The organism is Pseudomonas sp. L7 (assembly GCF_046605565.1).
GTDB lineage: Bacteria > Pseudomonadota > Gammaproteobacteria > Pseudomonadales > Pseudomonadaceae > Aquipseudomonas > Aquipseudomonas wayambapalatensis.
Genome location: NZ_CP176784.1, coordinates 3,842,630 through 3,863,807 on the forward strand (window position 1 = coordinate 3,842,630; position 21,178 = coordinate 3,863,807).

Below are 21,178 nucleotides of genomic sequence, written 5' to 3' on the forward strand. Positions count from 1 at the left end.
CGGTTAAAGCAACAAAGGTGCCAGCCTTCGCAAAGTCACTCCGCAGAGGCGCTCACCCGTACAGGCTGGCCTCGACATCCATCCCCGCATCACGCATCTGCGCCAGCTTGTAGCGCAGCGTGCGCGGGCTGATGCCCAGACGCTCAGCGGCCTCCTTGCGACGCCCACGTTCGGCGCGCAAGGTATCGATGATCATCTGGAACTCATGACGACGCATATCGTCGCCCAGGCCACTGGACTCCGAGGACGATTCGAGCGATGATGGCTCAGTGATATCATCACTCACTGGCGACAAGGGAATGGCGCCCGCCAGACAGAAATCCGCCGCCTCGATCACCCCACCTTGCTGCAGGATCAGCGCTCGCTGCAGCGCGTTGTCCAGCTCGCGCACGTTGCCAGGCCATGCGTGCGCTTGCAGGCATGCCCGCGCCTCGGCCGACAGACGAACCGGCGCATGCTTCATCTTGCCGACATGCTTGGCCAGCAGGCGCTCGGCCAGCGGCAGGATATCGGCGCTGCGCTCGCGCAGTGGGCGCCAGGCCAGCGGGAAGACCGAAAGACGGTAGTACAGGTCTTCGCGGAAGCGCCCCGCCGCCACCTCGCCCGCCAGGTCACGGTTGGTGGTGGCCAGCACGCGGATGTCCAGGGTGATCGGCTTGCGCCCGCCGACCCGCTCGACCTCCCGCTCCTGCAGCACGCGCAACAGCTTGGCCTGCAGGCCAAGTGGCATTTCGGAAATTTCGTCGAGCAACAGGGTGCCGCCTTCGGCCTGCTCGAACTTGCCCGCTTGGGCCGCGATAGCACCGGTGAACGCGCCTTTTTCGTGACCGAACAGTGTGGCTTCGAGCATGTTGTCCGGAATCGCCGCACAGTTGATCGCCACGAACGGCTGCGCTGCACGCCCCGACTGCTGGTGAATGTAGCGCGCCAGCACTTCCTTGCCGGTCCCCGACTCGCCCGAGATCAGCACCGTGGAGTCACTGCGGGCAACACGGGCGGCCAGTTCGAGCAACTGCCTGCTGGCCGGCTCGCTAGCCACCGGCCCTTCTTCCTCGGCATCCAGGCGACCCGCCGCATGCCGCTCGACCAGGCTCAGCAGTGCCTTGGGCTCGAACGGCTTGACCAGATAGTCGGCAGCCCCTTGGCGCATCGCCTCCACGGCACGCTCGACCGCAGCATGAGCGGTCATCAGTAGCACCGGAAGTTGTGGATGATGGCGACGCAACCTGGCCAGCAACTGATGGCCGTCCATGCCCGGCATGTTCACATCGCTGACCACCAGGCCGTAGGCGTCCTCGGCCACGGCATCCAGCGCTTCCTCGGCGCTGCCCACGGCGCGGTAGTCGAAGCCGCCGATCTCGAGGGTATCGCCCAGCGCCTGACGCAGGACACGGTCATCCTCGACCAGCAACACCTTGACCATCACAACACCTCCGTCGATTGCCCGCCGATCAGCGGCAGCACCACCCGCACGCAGGTGCCGCGGCCGACCTTCGAACGCAACTCCAGGCTACCCTGATGCGCCTTGACCACCGCCTTGACCACCGCCAGGCCCAGGCCGGTGCCGGTGGCCTTGGTGGTCAGGAACGGCTCACCCAGACGCGCCAGCAGTTGCGCGTCGATTCCGCTGCCAGCGTCACTGACGCACAGGTGCAGGCTCAGCCCGCGCCGGAACAGGTGAACCTTCAGGCGCGCAGGCTCAGGGCTTGCCTGCAGCGCGTTTTCGATCAGGTTGAGCAAGGCGCCGACCAAGGTGTCGCGATTGCACAGCAACTCGCCCAGGTGCGTGTCACACTGCCAGCGCACCGCATGCCCCTGCACATGCGACTGCGCAGCCTGCTGCAGCACCTGGAACAACGCCTTGGGGGTCAGCCGATCACTCAGCGGCAGCTCGCCGCGGGCGAACACCAGCATGTCGCGCACCTGATGCTCGAGCTCGTGCAAGCGCTCCTTGAGGCTGCCGGCAAAGCGCTGCCGGGTTGCCAGCGCCAGCTCCCCCTCATCGTCTGCCAGGTGGCTGGCATAGAGCAGCGCCGCCGACAGCGGCGTACGAATCTGGTGGGCCAGCGACGCGACCATGCGCCCCAACGACGACAGACGCTCGTGACGCGCCAGTTGCCCCTGCAGGCGACGGGTTTCAGTCAGGTCGTTGAGCAACACCAACTGGCCGGGCTCGGCATCCAGCGAACGGGTGGCAATGGACAGGCGTCGACCGTCACGCAGCGACACCTCATGGCCGTCATCTTCTCGCGGCGCGAAGCTGCGGGCGATGACCTGGCGCCACAGCTCACCGACCAACGGCGCACCGAGCAACTCACAGGCGGCAGGGTTGGCTTCGCGCACATGACCCTGACCATCGATGACGATCACCCCGCCAGGCAGCAAATCCAGCAAATGCTGCAAACGGTTGGCCAGACGTTCCTTTTCACCCAGCTCGGCCATACGCTGCGCGCTGACCACTTCCAACTCGCCCTTGAGCTCGCTGACGCGCGCCTCGAGCATGTTGTACGACTCGCTGAGCTGGGAGGAAACCTGGTTGAACAGGGCGAACGCCTGCTCGAGCCCTTGTCGACTTTCCTGTTCGACCGGGGTGCGTCCCTGCAGCTCAGAGGCTCGGGAGATGTGGGCGGCCTGGGGCATCGTGCTCTCTCGCATGGCTGACCGTCATAAAAACGGTACTTTGCCTGCGGTGTAGCAATAGCCGTGCCGGGGACGGGGTTTCTGAACGAACGCCGGCCCCTTGCAGGCGCGACACGAGGTTGCACCTGCAAGGGGCCGGGCCTTCAGTCTTCGGCCTGGTCTTCGCCGCCCTGGCGGCTCATGCCGTACTTGCGCATCTTCTCCACAAGCGTGGTTCGACGGATGCGCAGGCGTTCGGCGGCACGAGCAACGATACCGTTGGCATCGTCCAGGGCTTGCTGGATCAGCCCCTGCTCAAGGCTGCCGAGGTAGTCCTTCAGGTCCAGGCCTTCCGGCGGCAGCATGGCGTGGCTGGAGAAGTTCGGCGCATGACCGTTGATCGCCACGCGCTCTTCGAGATCGCTGCGCAGGCTGTCGACCAACTGCTCGTCTTCGTCATCGACGTAGCGGAATTTCTTCGGCAGCTCGGCAACACCGATCACCCCGTACGGGTGCATGATCGCCATGCGCTCGACCAGGTTGGCCAGCTCACGGACGTTGCCCGGCCAGCCATGCCGGCACAGCGACATGATCGAGGCCGAGTTGAAACGGATAGAGCCGCGCTTCTCGTGCTCCATGCGCGAGATCAGCTCGTTCATCAGCAGCGGGATGTCCTCGACACGCTCGCGCAGCGGTGCCATTTCGATAGGGAAGACGTTCAGGCGATAGTACAGGTCTTCGCGGAAGGTCCCCTCCTCGATCATGCTCTCGAGGTTCTTGTGGGTCGCCGCGATAATGCGCACATCGATGCTCTGGGTTTTGTTGCTGCCAACCCGCTCGAAAGTGCGCTCCTGCAGTACGCGCAACAGCTTGACCTGCATCGGCAACGGCATGTCGCCGATCTCGTCGAGGAACAGGGTGCCGCCGTTGGCCAGCTCGAAACGCCCCGCACGGCTGGTGATCGCCCCGGTGAAGGCGCCCTTCTCATGCCCGAACAGCTCGCTTTCGAGCAACTCGGCCGGAATCGCCCCGCAATTGACCGGCACGAACGGCGCTTCACGGCGCTTGGAGTGGTAGTGCAGGTTGCGCGCCACCACTTCCTTGCCCGTGCCGGACTCACCGAGGATCAGCACGCTGGCATCGGTGTCGGCCACCTGCTGCATCATCTGCCGCACATGCTGGATCGCCCGGCTGGTACCCACCAGACTGCGGAACAGGTTGGGTTCGCGCTGACGACCGCGCTCGCGGGCCTGGTCGTACATTTCACGATAGACCTGGGCGCGGTGCAGCGAGTCGAGCAACTGGCTGTAGCTCGGCGGCATCTCCAGGTTGGACAGCACGCGCCGGCGCAAGTCTTCAGGGAACTCGGCGGAAGAAATTTCGCCCAGAAGCAGAACCGGAAGGAACTCATCCCACGCAGCCACTGTCTTAAGCAGGCCCAGGACACTTGCCGGAGCATTTACCGCCCCGATCAGCACACACAGGACTTCCCTGCTCGAAGACAACGCCTCTACCGACTGCTGCCAGTCCGCACTGGAGCAGGAAAGGTTCTCTTCGCCGAGAAAATTCAGGACCACCGCCAGATCGCGGCGGCGTTCGCTGTCGTCATCGATCAGGAGGATCTTGGTTTCACGCCACATTCAATACTAACTTCCCTAGTCATATCGGCGCCCGAGGGCGTGCTCGACATCATTCCGACTGAATGGTCAGTGTTCGGACGTCTGAAATTTCGAAAACAGCCACTAGTTAAGTCAAAAAACAGCACACAGTCAAATTTATGGCGCGCAGCTTCTTGCATTGCCCAGCGATCAGCTGAACAGATGGTATACCTTTGTCGCGTTTTTTGCCTGACGGATCTGCGCCATCTCGTCGACTATTGATTGACGTTCACCACTTGCAACTTCAATCAATTGGCGATAGACCGTCAGCAATTCATCCAGGCTGCTCCTGACCTGCGCATCGTTTTCCCGCGCTTCGGCCAGGATATCCTCGACGCACACGCGACATGCCAGGTCGAGCTTGCCCACCGCATCCCAGTCGCGTTCAGCGAACGCTGCCAGCAAGGCATCGCGGGTCTCTTCGATACGTGCAATCACTTCGCTCATGTGCGCCTCCTGGAATTACTCTGCCGGCACTTGTTCGCCGATAGCGTCCCAGCCTTCCTTGACCGTGATCAGCAGGCGCGCCACTTCGTCGATGATCGCCGGATCGCTGTGGACGTTGGCTTCGATCAGGCGACGGCTCATGTACTGGTACAGGTTGTCGAGGTCGGTCAGGCTGTCGGCGTGATTCTCCAGATCCAGCCCTTCGCGCAGGCCACCAATGATGTCGATGGCCTTGCCGATCAGAATGCCCTTCTGGGCGACGTTCTTGCGCGCGATGGCGCCCTTGGCCTGGGCCATCCGGTCAAGACCGCCCTGCATCAGCATCTGCACCAGACGGTGCGGACTGGCTTCGGAAGTCTGTGCAGCACCGTTGACTTTCTGGTACTGCCGAAGGGCCAACATCGGGTTCATGGAACTACCTCATTGCAGCGAAAAGGTTGCGTATACCTGCTTTATCGCCAGCTCGTCAAAAAACTTTAGCCATGAAACACAAAGCCCGGGACACCTGCAAGGTGTCACCGGGCTTTTGTCGCCGCTTAGCGATCAGCCTTTCTTGGCCTGGGCATTCATCGCATCGAAGATCGAGACGATCTGCTCGCCCTGTTTCTTCATCAGGCCCAGGGCGGTGTCGAGCGCTGCGTACTTCTTGGTCAGCGAGGTGGTCAGCAGCTCGGTACGGCGGTCCAGCGCAGCCTGCTGGTCCTGCAGGTTCTTGGTCACCTTGTCGAGCGCCGTCTTGCGCGAATCCAGCGAACCGCCGGTCTTGACGTAGGGATCGAGGGCCTTGGTCATCCGGTCGAAAACGCCACCGTCGGCAGTGAACAGCCCCTGAATCTCCGAGCCAAGCTTCTTGTCGTTCAGTGCAGCGGTGAACTTGGTGCTGTTGAACTCAAGCGTGCCGTCTTTCTGGGTGTTGATACCCAGCTGGCTGAGGGTATTGAGCTGGGTGCCCGAACCGGCTTCGGCGATCACCTTGCCGATGTCGCTCAGCAACGAGCGCGTGGTCGGATCGTTGGTCAACGGGCCCAGGCTGGTCACGTTACCTGAAGAGTCCTTGGTCGGTGTCGTCAGGGCGGTAACAGCCTTGCGCAGGGTGTTGTAAGCATCGACAAACGACTGAACCGATTTCTTCAGGCCATCGTTATCGAGCGTCACACTCACCTTGACCCCGGTCGTGGCAGTGGGCGAAGTGGTGCCGGTAAGCTCGAGGCTCAGGCCACTGACCGCGTTGTCGACGGCGTTCTTGGAGCTGGTCAGTTTCAAACCGTCGACGGAGAACTCGGCATCCTGTGCCAGGGCGTCGATAAAGCCGCCCCCCGTACCCACCATCTTCTGCGTGCCATCGATGGTGAGCTCAGGGATACCGCCGACGGAAATGTCACTACCCTTGCCGGTCGTGGTAGAGCCGAATACCAGCCGCGAACCGCCCGCCTCGTTGACGACGTTGGCGGTGATACCTTCCTTGCCCAGCTCCTTGTTGATCTGGTCGCGCACGCTTTGCAGCGTGGAACCGGCAGCAACATTGACCTTGTAGGTCTTGCCGTTCTGGCTGATGGTCAGCTCACCTTCGCTAATCGCCGAGCTTCCCCCCCCGGCGAACTGCTGGCTGGCGACCTTGGAGCCAGTGGCCAGTTGGCTTACACGGATATCGTAGGTACCGGCAACTGCACTGTTGGTGGTCTTGACCTTGACCACGCTTTCGTTGGCGGAAGTACCGGCAAAGGCGTTGAAGGAAGGCGCATCCTTGTCGTTGAGCTTCTTCATGGCATCCTGGAACGCCGTCAGGGCGCTGCGCAGGGAGCCGATGCCCGAGAGGATCGCCGAGTTATTGCTCGACTGCCGAGCAATCTGGTTGGACTTGGCCGAAGTATCGGACTTCACCAATGCATCGACGATCTTGCTGATCTCGAGGCCGTAGCCCACGCCTGTGCTAGGAGTAATTGTCGCCATGTCCTGCCCCTCTCTTCAACGCGCCCGCCCTGCTCCTGCAAGGCCGGCATGATTCGTGTCGCGTAGTGCTCGCCGCCGGTCAGACCTTGGCGTTGAACAGTACACTTTTGACATCGCGCAGGCTTTCGGCGATCCGCAGGGCCTCCTCGGAGGGAATCTGACGGATCAGCTCGCCGGTTTCGCTGGCGATGACCTTGACGACAATCTTGCCGGATTCTTCATCCGTGGAAAACTCAAGATTACGTCGGGTTTCTTTCAGGAATTGCTCGATCTGCGACACGGCGTTCTTGACGTTGTCGGTGTCGTGCACCTTGACTGCGCCCTGCTTGTCGCCCTCAGCGGATGTTTCCAACGGCCGCGAGACCGGCTTGTCGGTAACCTGCTCGGCCGAGCGTGCGGCCGGATAAGACAGGTTCAGCTTGACGCTCATGTCCATGTCCACCACCTCGTAATGAAAAGGCGGGGGAGCGCCGCAAGTGCACTCCCCCGCCAGCAGCTATCAGGCAGATTAGCCCAGCAGCTTCAGAACTGCCGACGGCAGCTGGTTGGCCTGGGCCAGAACCGAGGTCGAAGCTTGCTGCAGGGTCTGCTGCTTGGTCAGCTGGGCAGTTTCGGCAGCGAAGTCGGTGTCCTGTACACGGCCACGAGCAGCTTCGGCGTTCTCGTTGATGTTCTGCAGGTTGTTGATGGTGCTGGTCAGACGGTTCTGGGCGGCACCCAGGTCAGCACGGTTGGTGTTGATTGCCTGCAGGGCCTCGTCGATGGCGCTGATGGCGGCGGTGAAGGTGGCTTCGGCGGCGGTGCTGTTGGCACCGGTGATGCTCTTGCCAGCCAGGGCGGTCAGCGCAGCGCCAGTACCGGTGGTTTTCATCGCGGCACTGAGAGTCACGGTGATCTGGTTGGCGGTGCCGGTGTTGGAGCCGACCTGGAAGGTCATGACGCCAGCGGTACCGTCCAGCAGGTTCTTGCCGTTCAGCTGGGTGGAGTCGGCGATACGGTCGATTTCCGACAGCATCGACTGGAACTCTTTGTTCAGAGCGTCACGGTCTTGCTGGCTGTTGGAGTCGTTTCGGGACTGGACGGCCAGTTCACGCATACGCTGCAGAATGTTGGTCTGCTCTTGCATCGCGCCTTCAGCGGTCTGGGCGATGGAGATACCGTCGTTGGCGTTCTTGATAGCCATGGTCTGACCGCGGATCTGCGAGGTCATGCGGGTAGCGATCTGCAGGCCGGCGGCGTCGTCTTTGGCGCTGTTGATTTTCAGGCCGGACGACAGACGGGTCATCGAGGTGCTCAGAGCGTCGGAAGCACGGCTCAGGTTTTTCTGAACGCCCAGAGAGGTGGTGTTGGTGTTAACGGTCAAAGCCATGACGAATTCCTCGTTGGATTGGGTACTGCGGCTTCCGGCCCTGGCGTTTGCCGGGTGTGTGGCCTAGAGAACCTTCGTAATGGTTATCGTCGTCGTGGCGGTTTGCTTTAGGGGGTTTTGCGAATTTTTTTAGTGGCACGCTGCCACCCCAATGAAATCAAGGGTTTGACGTCAGAAATACAGCGCCCACCGGCGTGCGCAGAACGGCTGATAGACAGCAGAAATACAAAAGCGCCGAACGGTCACCCGTTCGGCGCTTTTGCAGATACCGCGACAACGCTCAATCAGTGCGTTCGATGATCGCCGAGCCCCACGACAAGCCGACGCCAAAACCACTGAGGGCAACGCGCTTGTGAGTCGAACCCAGCACATGCTTCTCCAGCAGCAACGGAATGCTGGAAGAAACGGTGTTGCCGGTCTCGACCATGTCCTTGACGAACTTGCCCTTGTGCTCGCCCTCATCGAAGCGCGCCGACACCGCATCGACGATAGCTGCGCTGCCTTGATGCAGGCAATACAGGTCGATGTCTTCAGCCTTCAGCTGGCTGGCTTCGAGCAACTGGTTCAGGTGCGCTGGCACCTTGACCAGGGCGAAGTTGTAGACCTGACGACCGTTCATGAAGAACTTGCCATCGGTGGTGCGCAGGTGCTCAGCCCCGCCACCGTCACTGCCAAACAGCGACTTGCCCAGTTGCCAGGCGGCGTTCTCGCCCATCCAGGTCGCGGTGGCGGCATCGCCGAACAGCATGGTGGTGTTGCGGTCTTCTGGGTCGACGATCTTCGAGTACGGATCGGCGGTGATCAGCAGGCCATTCTTCAAGCCCGCAGCTTCCATGAAGCCTTTCATCGCGTACAGGCCGTAGACATAGCCCGAGCACCCCAGCGAAACGTCGAACGCCGCGACATGGGTCGAAAGCCCCAGCTTGTGCTGGACGATCGCTGCGGTGTGCGGCAGCCCCTCGGCGTCGCCATTCTGGGTGACGACGATCACTGCATCGATGCTGGCAGGGTCGAGCGAAGGATTGGCGGCGAACAGATTGCGTGCAGCCTCGACGCACAGGTCGGAGGTTTCCTGCTCGCTGTCCTTGCGCGGCAAGAAGGTGGAACCGATCTTGCCGAAGATGAAATCCTGGTCCTTGCCGAATTTTGCGCCCTGGGCGTAGTTGTCTACCCCTTGAGTCGGCAGGTAACTGGCGATGCTTTTAATGCCAATCATGTGGCTTCCCGTTCAATAACAGCGAAGTAGCCCACGGCGTACGCAACGACGAAACGCCAGGAAACACGGGACGCCCCTGTTCCTGACCACGTTTATGGCTGCGCGACGGCGGCTCCTAGTTCGGACAATATACAGTGAAGATGCGCGAAGTGACTCTCAAGTCACGCGTTTTTTGTCGAATGGACACTACAGCGTCACATCCTCACTGCAGACCACCCCTTCAATCGGGTAACCAGGCCCGGCACCAGCTCTCCAGCCGCGCACCTTCGAGCAGCCACTGCCCACGCACAGCCGCCTGCAGCGCATCGCCCAGTGCCGCCGAAGCGTCACGGTCCGACAGGTGCAGACGGATCGCCTGCAGCCATTCGTCGGACTGGTTACCCGCGCGCGACAGCGGCAAGGCATCGCCTGCGGCAAAGCCCGGCACTCGGCTGCAGATCACCGGATGACCACAGGCCGCGTGCTGCAACACACGCAGGTCACCGGAACAGGCGTTTTCCAGGGAATCGGCCATGGGCACCAGCGCCAGATCGAGGTTCAACGCCGCCAGGGCCTCGCCCAGATGCTCAGGCTCGACCGCTGGGTGCGACTCGCTGACGAACGGCCTCAAGCTACCGGCACACTCACCCAGCACCACCCACTCGACTTCACCCGACAAGGCCGGTACTACCTGCTCGAGCAACTCGTCGTCCTTGCCGGCGATCCAGCCAAGACGTGGCAAGACCCCTGCCTGCCGCTCGCCCTTCAGGCGGCCCCAGCCGACCGGCAAGGCGTTCTCCAGCACCCGGATATCCTGGTGCAGCCCCTGCAGCCACTCGCCCAACGCAGGCGTCGGCACCAGCACGCGGTCAGCCTGCATCAACGCGGCCTGCAGGCGTTGCAGCAGATCCTCGCCGGACTCGAACTGCGCAGGTTCGGGATAACCGTCAAGCGTCACTACCTTCAGCGCTTGGGAGAATGCACTCAGCCGCCGCAAGGCCAGCAGCCCTGCATCATCCAACGGTCGCTGCAGGATCACGCTGGTCGGGGCAAAACGCTCCAGCTCCACCGGCGACAGCAGCCCCAGGGTTGCCGCGCCGTCGAGCAACGCGTTTTCGCACAGCGCCCCCAACGGATGGACCAGACGCGACAATGCCCGGTCACCCTGCTCGGCAATGCAAGCCAATACCCGCGGCACCTTGCCCAGCAAAGGTCGCCAGCTCAGGTCATTGCTTTGCAGCATGAAGCCTTGCCCGTCACGCAGCGAGAAATTGCCGTTGTAGGCCGGGTCGTGCGCCAGACGCGGCAACCAGCGCGCATACAACGCATCGTGCTGCTCTTCGCTGGCCAGCACATCGCGTGGCGCATCCAGCAGCAGGCGCGCATGCGGCGTCCAGACATTCAGATAGCCCGCCTGATGCAGCTTCAGGCACAGATCGACATCGGCCCAGGGCGCCAGCAACTCGCTGGCATCGAAGCCGCCGGCCTCGAGGAACAGCGCGCGCCGCAGCATCAGGCACTCGCCACCGACCGCAGCGAAGTTCTGCTCCAGCGCCAGGCGCGCCATGTAGCCTGTCGACAGTGCAGGCAGACCGGCAAACGCCGCGCCCACCGAACCGTCGATCCCCAGCAGCAGGCCAGCCTGGCGTACCGTGCCGTCACCGGCCAGCAACTTGCCGCCGACTGCACCGACTTCAGGGCGCTGGGCGTGATTGAGCAGCGCCGGCAACCAGTGGCCATCGAGTACCGCGGCGCGGCCGTCGAGCCAGAGCAGATAATCACCCCGCGCCTCCTGCGCAGCCGCGTTGCACAACGCAGCCCAGGGCTGGCCAGGCATATAGCGCAGCACCTGGAAACGCCCCTCACCGATCTGCCCGACCATGTCCAGCCATTCGAGCAACGCAGGGTCTTCGCTGCCCGCCTCGATCAGCAACACTTCGAACTGCTCATGGGCGGTGTGCGTCAACAGGGTTTCCAGGCAGCGCTGGAAATCGACCAGTTGCCCGCGCAACGGCACCATGATGCTGACCGAAGCGACATGCGCATGACCGTAGTCGATGCGATAACCGCCCGGCACGTCATCAAGGGCAAAGACCTGCGCCTGCTCATAGCCGCGCAGGCGCAGATGATGCGCGATGACCGCCTGCTCGTCGGCACAGGCCGCCAGCGGCCCACCCTTGCCGATCAATAGCGGCTCGGCGACATGCATGACACTGCCCAGCCCGCGTTCGAGCAGCAAGCCCAACTGAAGGCCGAGCTCGAAGGCTCGCCCACAGTCGCCGGCGAACCCTGCTGCCAGCGCCTCGCGCCGATAGACCCAGTGTCGCGACAGGCTGCCCGGCAGTGCCAGCAGCAGGTCCAGGTTAAGGTCCGGGCGCAGCGCCAGCTCGACATCCCCTCCCTCGCGGCGCAGGCCTTCGTCGGCGTACACCGCCAGGCAGTCCTCGGGCGCATCGAGCAAACGCACCGCCAGCGCCAGCAACCCGCTGGCGACGAAAGTCTCGCCAGCCTCGACCAGCAAGTACCAGTCACTTGCGCAATCGCTCAGCAGCGCATTGATCGTCGCCACCGGCTCACGTGGGTCGCACGCCTGCCATTGCACACCGACGCGCTGCGGGTCGCACTCGCCCAGCACATGCACCTGCACCTGTCGATACAGGCCACGGTCAACACTCTCCAGGGTCCGCAACAGCGCCTGACGGTCGCCGTGATCGCGCACCAGCACGGCAAGCTTCGGCGCCTGCGGCCCGGACAGCTCCTGCTGCAGACGTTGCACTTGCTTGGGCAATGGATAGCGCTGACGCAACCAGTCGAGCATGCCGTGCCGGTTGCCCGAGGCTTCAGCCACGGCTGCGTCCTGGGTCTTGGCGATGAAGGTGTCCAGTTGCTGCCAGAACGATGCGGTGCGCTGCACATAGCGCTGCAGACCATCGCCAACGGTAGCCCGGGCCTGTTCGAGGGCGCGGGGCCGGTCGGCCATGGCAAAGCCGACGCAACCGAAGAAGCTGTTGTCGAGCACCTGCTGGTCAACGCCATGTCCCGGCATGAACAGCACAGGGCAACCACACAGCACTGCGATCACACAGGTCATCGACCATTCGTAGGTGTACAGCACCTCGGCATGGCGCAACACCTCGGCCAACTCCGCCAGGCTCAGGGCATTGGCGACGCTGAGCAGGCGAATGCCGGCAGGCAACTGGTCGTAGTCGATCTGCTCCAGCGGGTGACGGTTCTGGTAGAGGCAGGCACCTTCGCGCACGCAATCGGCAGCGCCCGCAGCGAACAGCTCGATGTCGATGGTGGGCAGGCACAGCAGGTCGACGTTGACATCGCCACGGGCCTCGGCAAGGCGCTCGGCGTAGTAGAAGATCAGGTCGGTCGCCGCCGCGTTCATGCTCTTGCCGCTGATGAAACTCTCGAAGTTGAGCATGTAGCGCGCCACCACCGGGCACTCCAGCGGGTTGCCGCTGACCACTTCGGGATAGACCGCGATCGGCACCTTGCCCTCGGCCAGGTGGCGGCGGGCGATGGCCGGGTCGAACAACGGCGTCTTGAGATCGGGATTGACCACGTCGGTGCCGTAGATGTACGCCTCGCGCCCGTTGAGGTTGAGCATGTGGCAGAGGTAGTGCATCGAAACGATACCGGACGAGGTATCACGGTAGGCAGGTGCCAGCAGGTAGTAGGGATGCCCCGGCTTGGTGAACATCAGGCGCAGGCGCGTCAGCGCCTGTTCGAGCGAAAGAGCATCCAGCTGCGCAGCGGTCGACATTGGGGGGCGAACTCCAGGATCAGGGCAGGCCGCTAACCATCGCGGTGGCAGCCTGTCAATAATTTGCCAGCGGGCATGAAAAAGCCGGGCTTAACCCGGCTTTTTTTGCAATTAGCGCGCCAGTCATCCCAGCTGTGCTAGCCACTGCGGTGCCCCCGCGGCGCCCTGGGCGTCGAGCCGCGCACGCCCCTGGAACGCGCCAGGCCATTGCTCGGCCAGCGCCTGCACAGCCTGCCCCGCGGGCACCACCAGTTCGTTGCCCATCAGCCTGGCACGCGGCGTCCACACCACCATCAGGCCGTTGCTGCGTACCGCCAGGCACAGGGCCAGGTCTGCCGCACCTGTTGCCGGCAGGCCACCGCACTGCTCGAAGGTTTCGCGGCTGATCATCAGGCAGTCGCCGGACACCGCCGGGCAGTCGCGTACCGACAGCGGCCAGCGCGCCGCAGCACTGCGTGCCGCCGAGGTGCCGGCCCAGGGTGCATTGACCTGTCCGCCGTCGAGCAGCTCGTAGCCTGCATGCAGCAGGATTTCGCCACGACCCCACAAGCTGGCCCCGACAATCCCCACCTCGGGGCGCTGGGCCTCGTTGAGCAGCGATTCGATCCAGGCCGGCGTAATCACATGGCAGCGCTCGGAGAGCAGCACCAGGTAATCGCCGCGCGCCTGCCCGGCGGCCAGCGCCAGCAGTTGCTGGCGCGAGGCATGGGCCTCACCGGCAATCAGCCGCACGCGCGTGCCGAAGGCCTGGGCAATCGCCGCCTGTCCTGCGCTGTCGTGCCCCGGCAAGGCCACCACCACTTCGAAGCGCGGGTAACGGGTGCGCTGGAAGATCCCGGTCAGCGATACCTGCAACTGCGCGGTATCGCCCTCGCCTGCCAGCAGGATGCTGACCAGCGGCGTGGCGGTATGACGGAAATCGACGGTCAGGCCTGCGCTGCCTTGGTCACTGATCTGGGCGCGGTAGCCCAGCTCGGTCAGGTGACGGTTGAGGACCTTGGCCGCTTCGTCTGTCAGAGCCTGCTCGGGCTGCTGGCCGATGACCAGGTAGTCATCCATGTGCGCCAGGCAGCCAACACCCTGCTGCTGGACCAGGCGCAGCAACAGGTCGTATTCCTGCGCATGACGGTAGGACTCGCTGTAGCCACCCAGATCGAGCACGGCCTGGCGACGTACCAGCCAGTGCCGCGACATCAGCCCCGGCTGGCTACGCAGCAGGTCCAGGTCGCTGCCCGGACGGATCACGTCGAGCAGGCGGCCATCGCTGTCACGCTGCACTTCGTCAGCAGCGATTGCCTGGCACCCCGGCGCCTGGGTCAACTCCACCGCCAGACGCAGCAGGCCACCGGCCAGCAGCACGTCGCCGGCATCGAGCAGCAGCAGCCACTCGCTGGAAAGCTGTTTCACCACCTGGTTCAGGTGGGTCGCCCAGTTGCCGTCGTTGACCTGGATGAAGTGCAGGGTGTCGCGCGCAGTGGTAATCGCCGGAGGCTTGCCGCCCTTGAGCACCACCAGCTTGAAGTTGCGCAGGCCGCTGGCCAGCAGGCTGTCGAAGGTGGCCTGCAGTGCCTGGTCGTCATTCTCCAGGTCCAGCACCACGAAGGCGATCTGCGCAGCCGGGTGGCGCGCCAGGTAGGCCTGCGCGCGGGCGCGGTCGGCCTCGGCCGGGGTCGCGGCGGCAATCGCGGCCAGCAACTTGCCGGACGGCGTCGTCTCGAGCAATGCGCGGGCATCGGGTGCCGGAACGCTGCCCAGGCGGGTCAGCCAGTCCTGCATTTCGCGAACATGGTGGACGTCCTTGGCACCGGCCAACAGCGGCATCAGGCGCTGGCATACGTCCCGGTTGAACAGGCCCAGGCCCAGCGCGTGCAGGTAGCGCTGCTGCAGGCTGTCGTTGGTGTCGTTCGGATGTACTTGCAGCAAGTCGTGCTGGCGCACCCAGGCGCCTTCGAGCGCATGCAGGTGACGCTCGCCGGTCGGCCAGGCATGGCAGAGGAACTCGATTTCGCTCAGGCGCTGGAACAGCTTGCCGTTGTAGTACGGCAGCTCGACATACTGGCGCGGCTCGAAGATCTGCTCAGGGTCGTCAATCACGCTGGCCCAGTCGGAGCTGAACAGCAGCGGCGTCTCGCCCTGATCGTAGCTGCTGCGCACGAAGCGGTTGAGCACCACGAAACCTTCTTCGCCGGCACACACACCCGCCGCCTCATCCCACTGGCGCAGGCTGCGTACGGTCTGGGTCAGGCGCTCCTCGCGGGCGGCTGCGCCCAGGTCGTTGTCCAGCAGTTCGCAGACCGCATCGGTCTGCTCGAGGCTGCCGATCTCGCCTTGCAGCAGGATCGCGTAGCCCAGCGCCACACGCCAGCCCGCGGCATCCAGCTCTTGCGGCAGGCCTGCCAACGCGGTCTGCAGGGTAGCCACACGCAGTACGGCACGCCAGGCCTGCTGGCCGCTGTGGCCATAACGACGCAGGCGCGCCAGAGCGTCTTCTGCGGCCTGGGGCGCGACGAATGCACCGAGCTTGTGGTAGCTCAGCTTGCAGTTGCCCGCCGCATAGGCCAGGGCATGCCCCTGCACCCCCTTCACCTGCGGCTGTGCAAGCAGATGGGCGGCAGCCTTGCCCAGCGCATCGGCGAGCACGAAGTCGGCATCCAGCGCCAGGCAGACGAAAGGCGTGTTCACCTGCTCGAGCAGTGCACCGAGTTGGCCTGCCGGCTCCAGCGCCAGGCATGGAACGCCCTGGCTGGCGTAGTAGTGGAGTGCGCGGGCGCGGTGATCCGCCTGGTCATGCCCAAGCAGGACAACGGTCACTTCAGTGTGCGAGCCAGTTGCGGTATCGATCATAAGGCACCTGTTCAAGAGTTCGGTTCTGCGCAGGGCCTGGGCCCTGCGCCTGGATTTCAGTCAGCCAGCCAGGCGTTGGCCCAGTGCTGCAGATGGTGTTCGGTAAGGACATAGTCGCTCAGTACCGCCTCGCGCAACGCATCGCCCTGGCGGTAGCTGGCGGCCGGGTCGTCGAGGTGCATGCGAATCGCTTCCAGCCACTGCGCCGTGGTGTTGTCGGCCACCCGGGTGCACGGCAGGTAGCCGGCATAGGCCTTGGTGTCGGTGCAGATGACCGGGAAGCCGCAGGCGCCATACTCGAGTAGCCGCAGGTTGCTCTTGCAGTCGTTGAACAGGTTCTGCTCCAACGGTGCCAGGGCCAGATCAAGGTTGAGGCTGGCCAGCTTGCGCGGGTAGTCACCGAACGAAATGGCCGGGTGAAACTCCTTCACGTAAGGCAGCAGCATCTCGGGGCACATGCCGAAGAAAACCCAGTCGACTTCGTCGGCCAGTGTGCGCACCACCTCCAGCAGCAACTCCAGGTCGCCTCGGTGACTGGTGCCGCCCGCCCAGCCTACACGTGGCCGCGCGCTGGTCTGACGCTCACTGCGAAGGCCCGTCCACAAGGAGGCGGCGAGCATGTTGGGGACCACGCGGATGTCGCTGTGCATGCTCGACAGGGCATCGGCCAGCGGTTCGGTAGAGACCACCACGCGATCGCACAAGCCGATGGCTTCGCTGACCAGCTCGCGCATGTTGCGCGGCAGGTTGCGAGCGTGATCGTTCTTCTTCGGCGGATCGATGATGTAGTCGTCCAGCTCGTAGATGCGCCGGGTGTTGGAGAAGCGCTTGAAGCGGGCGATATCGCGCAGGCTGGCCGGGGTGTAGCGGCACTGCAGGATCACCACATCAGGTTTTTCCCGCTCCAGCTCGATCAGGCTCGGTGCGCTGTAGTCGATGCGCCCCTGGATCCAGCCGGCCTTTTCCAGCTCGGCGAACGGCTGCGATACACGGTAGTGACCGATGGCCGAGGTGCTGCTGGGCAGCCCCATCACCGACGGCATGGCGCGTGCGATGAACGGATCCCAGCCACCGCGCAGGCCCGGCTCGAAGTTGAAGTTCGGCAGCTTCAGGCTGAGGTTGCGATTGTAGGCGGGATCGAAAGCAACCCATGCCAGCCAGCGCTCATACAGCCGCTCCTGATCGGCCAGCAGGCTTTGCGGTGCGGGCTGTTCCTGAGCGGGCACCGGCACCTGGGCGACCCGCGAGAACGGCGTCCACACCGACAGGTAGCCTGCTTCGCGCGCCCGCAGGCAGAAATCGGCATCGAACAGCGACACCTCGAATGCCGCAGTATCCAGCCCACCCAGCTCGGCGAACAGCGCGGCGCGCACCAGCAGGCAGTCAAGGCTCAGCGCGCTCCAGTTCTGTACCAGGCTCAGGCGGTTCATGTAGCCGTCGGCATTCACCGCGCAGCTCAGGAACGGCGTGCCGGCAGTGCCATTCATGCCCATCACCAGGCCGGCCGAGAGCACCGAGCCATTGTTGTCGAACAGCTTGGGGCCAACCAGGCCGACTTCCGGGCGCTGCCCCAGTTGCATCAATTCCTGCAGCCATCGGCCGTCGAACAGCACACAGGCAGCATCGAGCAGCAGCAGGTAGTCGCCACGCGCCTGACGGCTGGCTTCGTTGAAGCTCTGCGCCCGCCCGGTGGCATCCACCTGGCACACGCGTAACTGGTCACTGCCCAGCCCCTGCAGGCCGCCCAGCCAATCGCGCACCTCGGGGGATGTCTCGCCGCTGGCCACCAGCAGTACTTCGAAATTGGCGTAGGCGGTATGGGCGAACAACGATTCGACGCAGCGCATCAGCACCGCCAGCTCGCCTGCGGCGTGGATGAGGATCGAGACACTGGCGGCTTGCGGGTGCAGGTAGGTGACTCGCGTCATCATGCTGCCTTCGATACCCGTGACCTGCGCCTGTACGCCCAGACGCTCGAAGTGCGCTTGCAGCACGCGAGGGGCCTGCACATGCGCCTGCGCATCGTTGAGCCAGTCGGCATAGCGGTGGTGACACTGCACCAGCACTTCGGCTACGTGCTCGACCACCTGCAGGCCGTGGACCTCGACCATGCGCCAGAGCAGGTCGTGGGGGGCGAGCGTGGCGAAGCTGGCGTCGAAGCCGCCCAGTTCGCGCAGCGCCTTGGCATCGAAGGCGAGCAGCCGACCGACATAGGGCAGGCTGCGCATCAGATCGAGGTTGAAGTCGGGTTTGAAGATCGGACACGACGGCGCCAGGTTGTCGTTGGCGCCTTCGTCGATGTACAGGCACAGGCTATCGCCGCGCAGGGCCACGCGCTCGGCCATGATCACCAGCGCATGAGGGTGCGCGCGATCACCGGCGCGCAGCAGCAACAGCCAGTCGATGTCCTGCGCGGTGGCCAGCCACTGGCCAAGCTCGACAAAGTGATCACCCTGGCTGTGCAGGTGACGGGCCTCGCCCTGTACCTGGGCAGCCAGCGCCGCCGGGCCCAGCACCAAGGTATGGCGGGCTGGGTAGGACTGCCCCTGCAGGCTCTGCAAGGTGGTGCGCAAGACCTTCTCATCGCCCGCCTCGGCCAGCACCGCCACCGCGATACGCGGCTGGCGCGGCCACTGCTCGATGCGCTTGGGCAGCAGGCTGACCTGGCCCGCCGACAATTGGCGCGACTCCAGCCATTCGGCATACAGCTCGTCGAAGCTGATGCTGTCGGTACCGATCTGCTGGCCGAGGTTGGCCATCTGCCCGGAGTAGAAACGGCGCAGGTCCATTTCCTCCCAGACCTGATCGGCTGCCCCGGTGTATTCGGCCAGCGGCAGCGTACGCACCCAACCATCGGCCGGCGCTGGCTCGCCGGTGGACTCGGCGAGCATCTGCAGCAGCCATTCGGATTCAGTCTTGGCAGCTTCGACCATGCTGCCCTGGTGGCTCAGGCGTCCGGCATGCACGCGCTCGAGGCTCAGCACCTGATCCAGGCTGCACAGGTGGCCACGGCGCAGCAGGCAGGCGTACAAGGCCAGGTCCAGGCGTGCGGCAAAGCCCTGCCCTTCCCCGACCAGCGCCGGCAGGTAGGCCTGCACCTCGTCACGGCGCAGCAGCGCATGGCTGATCCCACCGAACAGATTGGGCACGCCGTCGGCGACGCTTTCGAGCAGGTCGGTGCCATTGATCACGGCACTGTTCAGGGAAATGACGAAGTTCAGCGAACGCGCCGGCAGCAGCACATCGTCGGCAGCGCACAGCAGGCGCTGGCAGATGACCATGCTGACCTGGGAGTGATCGCTGAGTACTCTGGCCTGCTGGCTGATGCAGGTGCCGAACAGCACGTCGTCGTCGCAGAGAAACTTGATCAGCTCGCCCGAAGACTGCTCCAGGCAACGCTGCAGGTTGCGGGCAAACCCCAGGCGCTCGGGGTTGCGCACATGACGCAAGGGCACTGTGCAACCGGCACGCAGCTCATCGCAGATCGCTGCGATCTGGTCACCGCGACTGTCGTCGCAGACCACGATCTCCAGGTTCGGGTAATCCTGGCCGATGGCGCTGGCCAGCGTGGCGCGAAAGAACTCGGGATTGAACGCGGGGATGGCGATGCTGACGAGGGGATGTGCGTTCACTAGGACTCACTCAAGCGATTGAACCGCGGGACCGGCTGCCACCCAGTCCGGCGCTGACCGGCGGGTGGCGAGGCAGGCTCGTGGGACGATCACCCCGCGATCACCCGCACCTGGGTTCAGATGTAGTTGACCAGCGACAGGCCGGCGATCTTGGCATAGGACTGCAGCGAGGCCTGGAGCATGTTGGTCTGCATTTGCAGGCGCAGCATCACCGTGGCCGGGTCGCTTTCGCGGATCGAGCTCTGGGTCTTGCTGTTTTCATTGCCCAGTGCTTCGTTGGTTTCGGCCTGGACATCCAATGCCGCGCCGCGACCACCGATGGCGCTGATCGAGGAGCTCACCTGGTTGGTGGCGCTGGCGATGTTGCCGATTGCCGAGTCCAGCGAGGCGAGGAAGTTCTGGCGCGCCTTGGGATCATTGTCCATCGGCACGCTCAACGCGGTGCGCAGTTGGCCAATAGTGTTGAGCATGTTCTGATTCTGGTGGGTGTCGACCTTGATCGCGAACGAGTCACCAGCATTGGGTGCACCGGACAACTGGAAGCTCACGCCCGAGGCCGTGGCAGTGTTGCCCGCCAGGGTGCCGGTGGAGATCGGCCGGCTGTTGTCGGTGAGCGGCGCTGCATACAGCTCGAAGTCGGTAGCGCTGGTGAACTTGAGCACCGCGCCGCCACCTGGGAACGAGGCGTTGTACTGCGCCTGGTTGCTGATGGTGGCGTTGTTGACCTGGGTGCCGGAGGTGTTGCCTGGGCTACGCGAGCCAGCGATGGCATCGGGCTTGGAGCTCAGGTTGAAGGTGTGGCCGGCAATCGCGGTGTCCGGGTTGTCACCCGGCTGCAGGGTGATCTTCAGGCGCAGGTCGACACCGCGGAAGGAGATCGTGCCATTCTCGGCATTCGGGTTATAGGTCCCGCCCTGCGAGGCTTCCAGGGTCACGTCGTTGTTGCCCGAATCGAGGATGCGGTACTGAGTGCTGCTGAGGAACTCGATACGGTACGGCTCACCACTGCGGAAGCGGTCGTTGAACGTCGCGCTGCCGGATACCTGGCCATTGGACAGGCTGACCCGACCATCGTCCACCGCCGGAGCGGTCAGGGTGGTCTGGCTGCGGCTGGTGTTGAGCGCCTGCTCGAAGGCGTCGAAACCGGTCTCGTTGGCCGCCAGGCTGAGCATGTCGCCCACCTGCAGTTTCAACTGGCCCTGGTCGCCCTGATAGCTGTAGGTGCCGTCGGCGTTGCGCACGTAGGGCGGGGTGTCGCCCTTGGAACCGGAGAACAGGTACTTGCCGTTCTCGTCCTTGCTGTTCATCAGCGAGAACAACTGCTCTTCCAGCGAGCCCAGCTCGTCGGCGTTGGCCTTGCGGTCGGCGTCGGTAAAACCGGCGTTGCCCGAGCTGATCGCCAGCTCGTTGACCCGCTGCAGCACCTTGCCGATGGCATCGAGGGTGCTTTCGGAGGTGCTCAGCGAGTTGCGCACATTGGTGATGTTGCTCTTGTACTGGTCGAGCATGTTCTGTTGCTGCTCGAGCTGCAGCAGGCGCGAGGCGCCCACCGGATCGTCGGCTGCAGTACGCACGCGGATGCCATCGCTGGATTCCTGCTGGGTTTTCACCACGTTGCTGAAGCCGCGCTGATAGTTGGCGCTGCTGGTGTTGTAGAACTGCGAAGTGGAAATGCGCACGGTCTACGGCTCC

13 protein-coding genes are annotated in these 21,178 nt (G+C 63.9%); all 13 read right to left on the reverse strand.

All coding sequences use genetic code 11. The annotated features are described in order from the left end of the window. Nucleotides 1-52 precede the first annotated feature (52 nt). The 13 genes from ACK3BK_RS17700 to ACK3BK_RS17760 all read right to left on the reverse strand — a co-directional run bounded on the left by ACK3BK_RS17700 (nucleotide 53) and on the right by ACK3BK_RS17760 (nucleotide 21,165). Nucleotides 53-1,426 carry a sigma-54-dependent transcriptional regulator gene (locus tag ACK3BK_RS17700; protein WP_288376119.1) on the reverse strand — a complete coding sequence of 458 codons (1,374 nt, stop codon included), beginning with the start codon at nucleotides 1,424-1,426 and terminating at the stop codon, nucleotides 53-55. After that, complete coding sequence (locus ACK3BK_RS17705; RefSeq protein ID WP_411382991.1) at nucleotides 1,423-2,640, reverse strand: sensor histidine kinase; 1,218 nt, start codon at nucleotides 2,638-2,640, stop codon at nucleotides 1,423-1,425. The genes ACK3BK_RS17700 and ACK3BK_RS17705 overlap by 4 nt, the downstream gene beginning before the upstream one ends. A gap of 143 nt (nucleotides 2,641-2,783) precedes the next feature. Then, a complete protein-coding gene (gene fleQ, locus ACK3BK_RS17710) occupies nucleotides 2,784-4,259 on the reverse strand; it encodes a transcriptional regulator FleQ (protein ID WP_186666436.1) in 1,476 nt (491 codons plus the stop codon). Nucleotides 4,260-4,427: 168 nt separating this feature from the next. Continuing rightward, nucleotides 4,428-4,724, reverse strand: coding sequence for a flagellar protein FliT (fliT, locus tag ACK3BK_RS17715; RefSeq protein WP_186666437.1), 297 nt, complete (start codon nucleotides 4,722-4,724; stop codon nucleotides 4,428-4,430). Between the two features lie 15 nt (nucleotides 4,725-4,739). Next, nucleotides 4,740-5,135, reverse strand: coding sequence for a flagellar export chaperone FliS (gene fliS / locus ACK3BK_RS17720; RefSeq protein ID WP_411382992.1), 396 nt, complete (start codon nucleotides 5,133-5,135; stop codon nucleotides 4,740-4,742). 132 nt (nucleotides 5,136-5,267) lie between these two features. Further along, a complete protein-coding gene (fliD, locus tag ACK3BK_RS17725) occupies nucleotides 5,268-6,674 on the reverse strand; it encodes a flagellar filament capping protein FliD (protein ID WP_411382993.1) in 1,407 nt (468 codons plus the stop codon). A gap of 79 nt (nucleotides 6,675-6,753) precedes the next feature. Next, nucleotides 6,754-7,110 (reverse strand): flagellar protein FlaG, encoded by a 357-nt coding sequence (locus ACK3BK_RS17730; protein WP_186666439.1) that lies wholly within the window; start codon nucleotides 7,108-7,110, stop codon nucleotides 6,754-6,756. Nucleotides 7,111-7,182: 72 nt separating this feature from the next. Further along, complete coding sequence (locus ACK3BK_RS17735) at nucleotides 7,183-8,043, reverse strand: flagellin domain-containing protein (RefSeq protein WP_411382994.1); 861 nt, start codon at nucleotides 8,041-8,043, stop codon at nucleotides 7,183-7,185. Nucleotides 8,044-8,323: 280 nt separating this feature from the next. Continuing rightward, entirely contained in the window at nucleotides 8,324-9,259 is a 936-nt protein-coding gene (locus ACK3BK_RS17740) for a ketoacyl-ACP synthase III (protein ID WP_288376126.1), read from the reverse strand. Nucleotides 9,260-9,479: 220 nt separating this feature from the next. Continuing rightward, nucleotides 9,480-13,010 carry a glycosyltransferase family 2 protein gene (locus tag ACK3BK_RS17745; RefSeq protein ID WP_411382995.1) on the reverse strand — a complete coding sequence of 1,177 codons (3,531 nt, stop codon included), beginning with the start codon at nucleotides 13,008-13,010 and terminating at the stop codon, nucleotides 9,480-9,482. 123 nt (nucleotides 13,011-13,133) lie between these two features. Beyond that, nucleotides 13,134-15,854: a glycosyl transferase gene (locus ACK3BK_RS17750; protein ID WP_411382996.1), complete on the reverse strand. Its 2,721-nt coding sequence runs from the start codon at nucleotides 15,852-15,854 to the stop codon at nucleotides 13,134-13,136. A gap of 56 nt (nucleotides 15,855-15,910) precedes the next feature. After that, on the reverse strand, nucleotides 15,911-19,486 hold the full coding sequence (locus ACK3BK_RS17755) for a glycosyltransferase (RefSeq protein WP_411382997.1): 3,576 nt from the start codon (nucleotides 19,484-19,486) through the stop codon (nucleotides 15,911-15,913). Nucleotides 19,487-19,602: 116 nt separating this feature from the next. Beyond that, a complete protein-coding gene (locus ACK3BK_RS17760; RefSeq protein WP_186666446.1) occupies nucleotides 19,603-21,165 on the reverse strand; it encodes a flagellar hook-associated protein 3 in 1,563 nt (520 codons plus the stop codon). Nucleotides 21,166-21,178: the final 13 nt, after the last annotated feature.

What these genes read in the sequence shown, in the direction of transcription:
- ACK3BK_RS17705 (WP_411382991.1), bottom strand. Translation starts at nt 2,640, where the DNA reads ATGCCCCAGGCCGCCCACATCTCCCGAGCCTCTGAGCTGCAGGGACGC.
- fleQ (WP_186666436.1), bottom strand. Translation starts at nt 4,259, where the DNA reads ATGTGGCGTGAAACCAAGATCCTCCTGATCGATGACGACAGCGAACGC.
- fliT (WP_186666437.1), bottom strand. Translation starts at nt 4,724, where the DNA reads ATGAGCGAAGTGATTGCACGTATCGAAGAGACCCGCGATGCCTTGCTG.
- fliS (WP_411382992.1), bottom strand. Translation starts at nt 5,135, where the DNA reads ATGAACCCGATGTTGGCCCTTCGGCAGTACCAGAAAGTCAACGGTGCT.
- fliD (WP_411382993.1), bottom strand. Translation starts at nt 6,674, where the DNA reads ATGGCGACAATTACTCCTAGCACAGGCGTGGGCTACGGCCTCGAGATC.
- ACK3BK_RS17730 (WP_186666439.1), bottom strand. Translation starts at nt 7,110, where the DNA reads ATGGACATGAGCGTCAAGCTGAACCTGTCTTATCCGGCCGCACGCTCG.
- ACK3BK_RS17735 (WP_411382994.1), bottom strand. Translation starts at nt 8,043, where the DNA reads ATGGCTTTGACCGTTAACACCAACACCACCTCTCTGGGCGTTCAGAAA.
- ACK3BK_RS17740 (WP_288376126.1), bottom strand. Translation starts at nt 9,259, where the DNA reads ATGATTGGCATTAAAAGCATCGCCAGTTACCTGCCGACTCAAGGGGTA.
- ACK3BK_RS17745 (WP_411382995.1), bottom strand. Translation starts at nt 13,010, where the DNA reads ATGTCGACCGCTGCGCAGCTGGATGCTCTTTCGCTCGAACAGGCGCTG.
- ACK3BK_RS17750 (WP_411382996.1), bottom strand. Translation starts at nt 15,854, where the DNA reads ATGATCGATACCGCAACTGGCTCGCACACTGAAGTGACCGTTGTCCTG.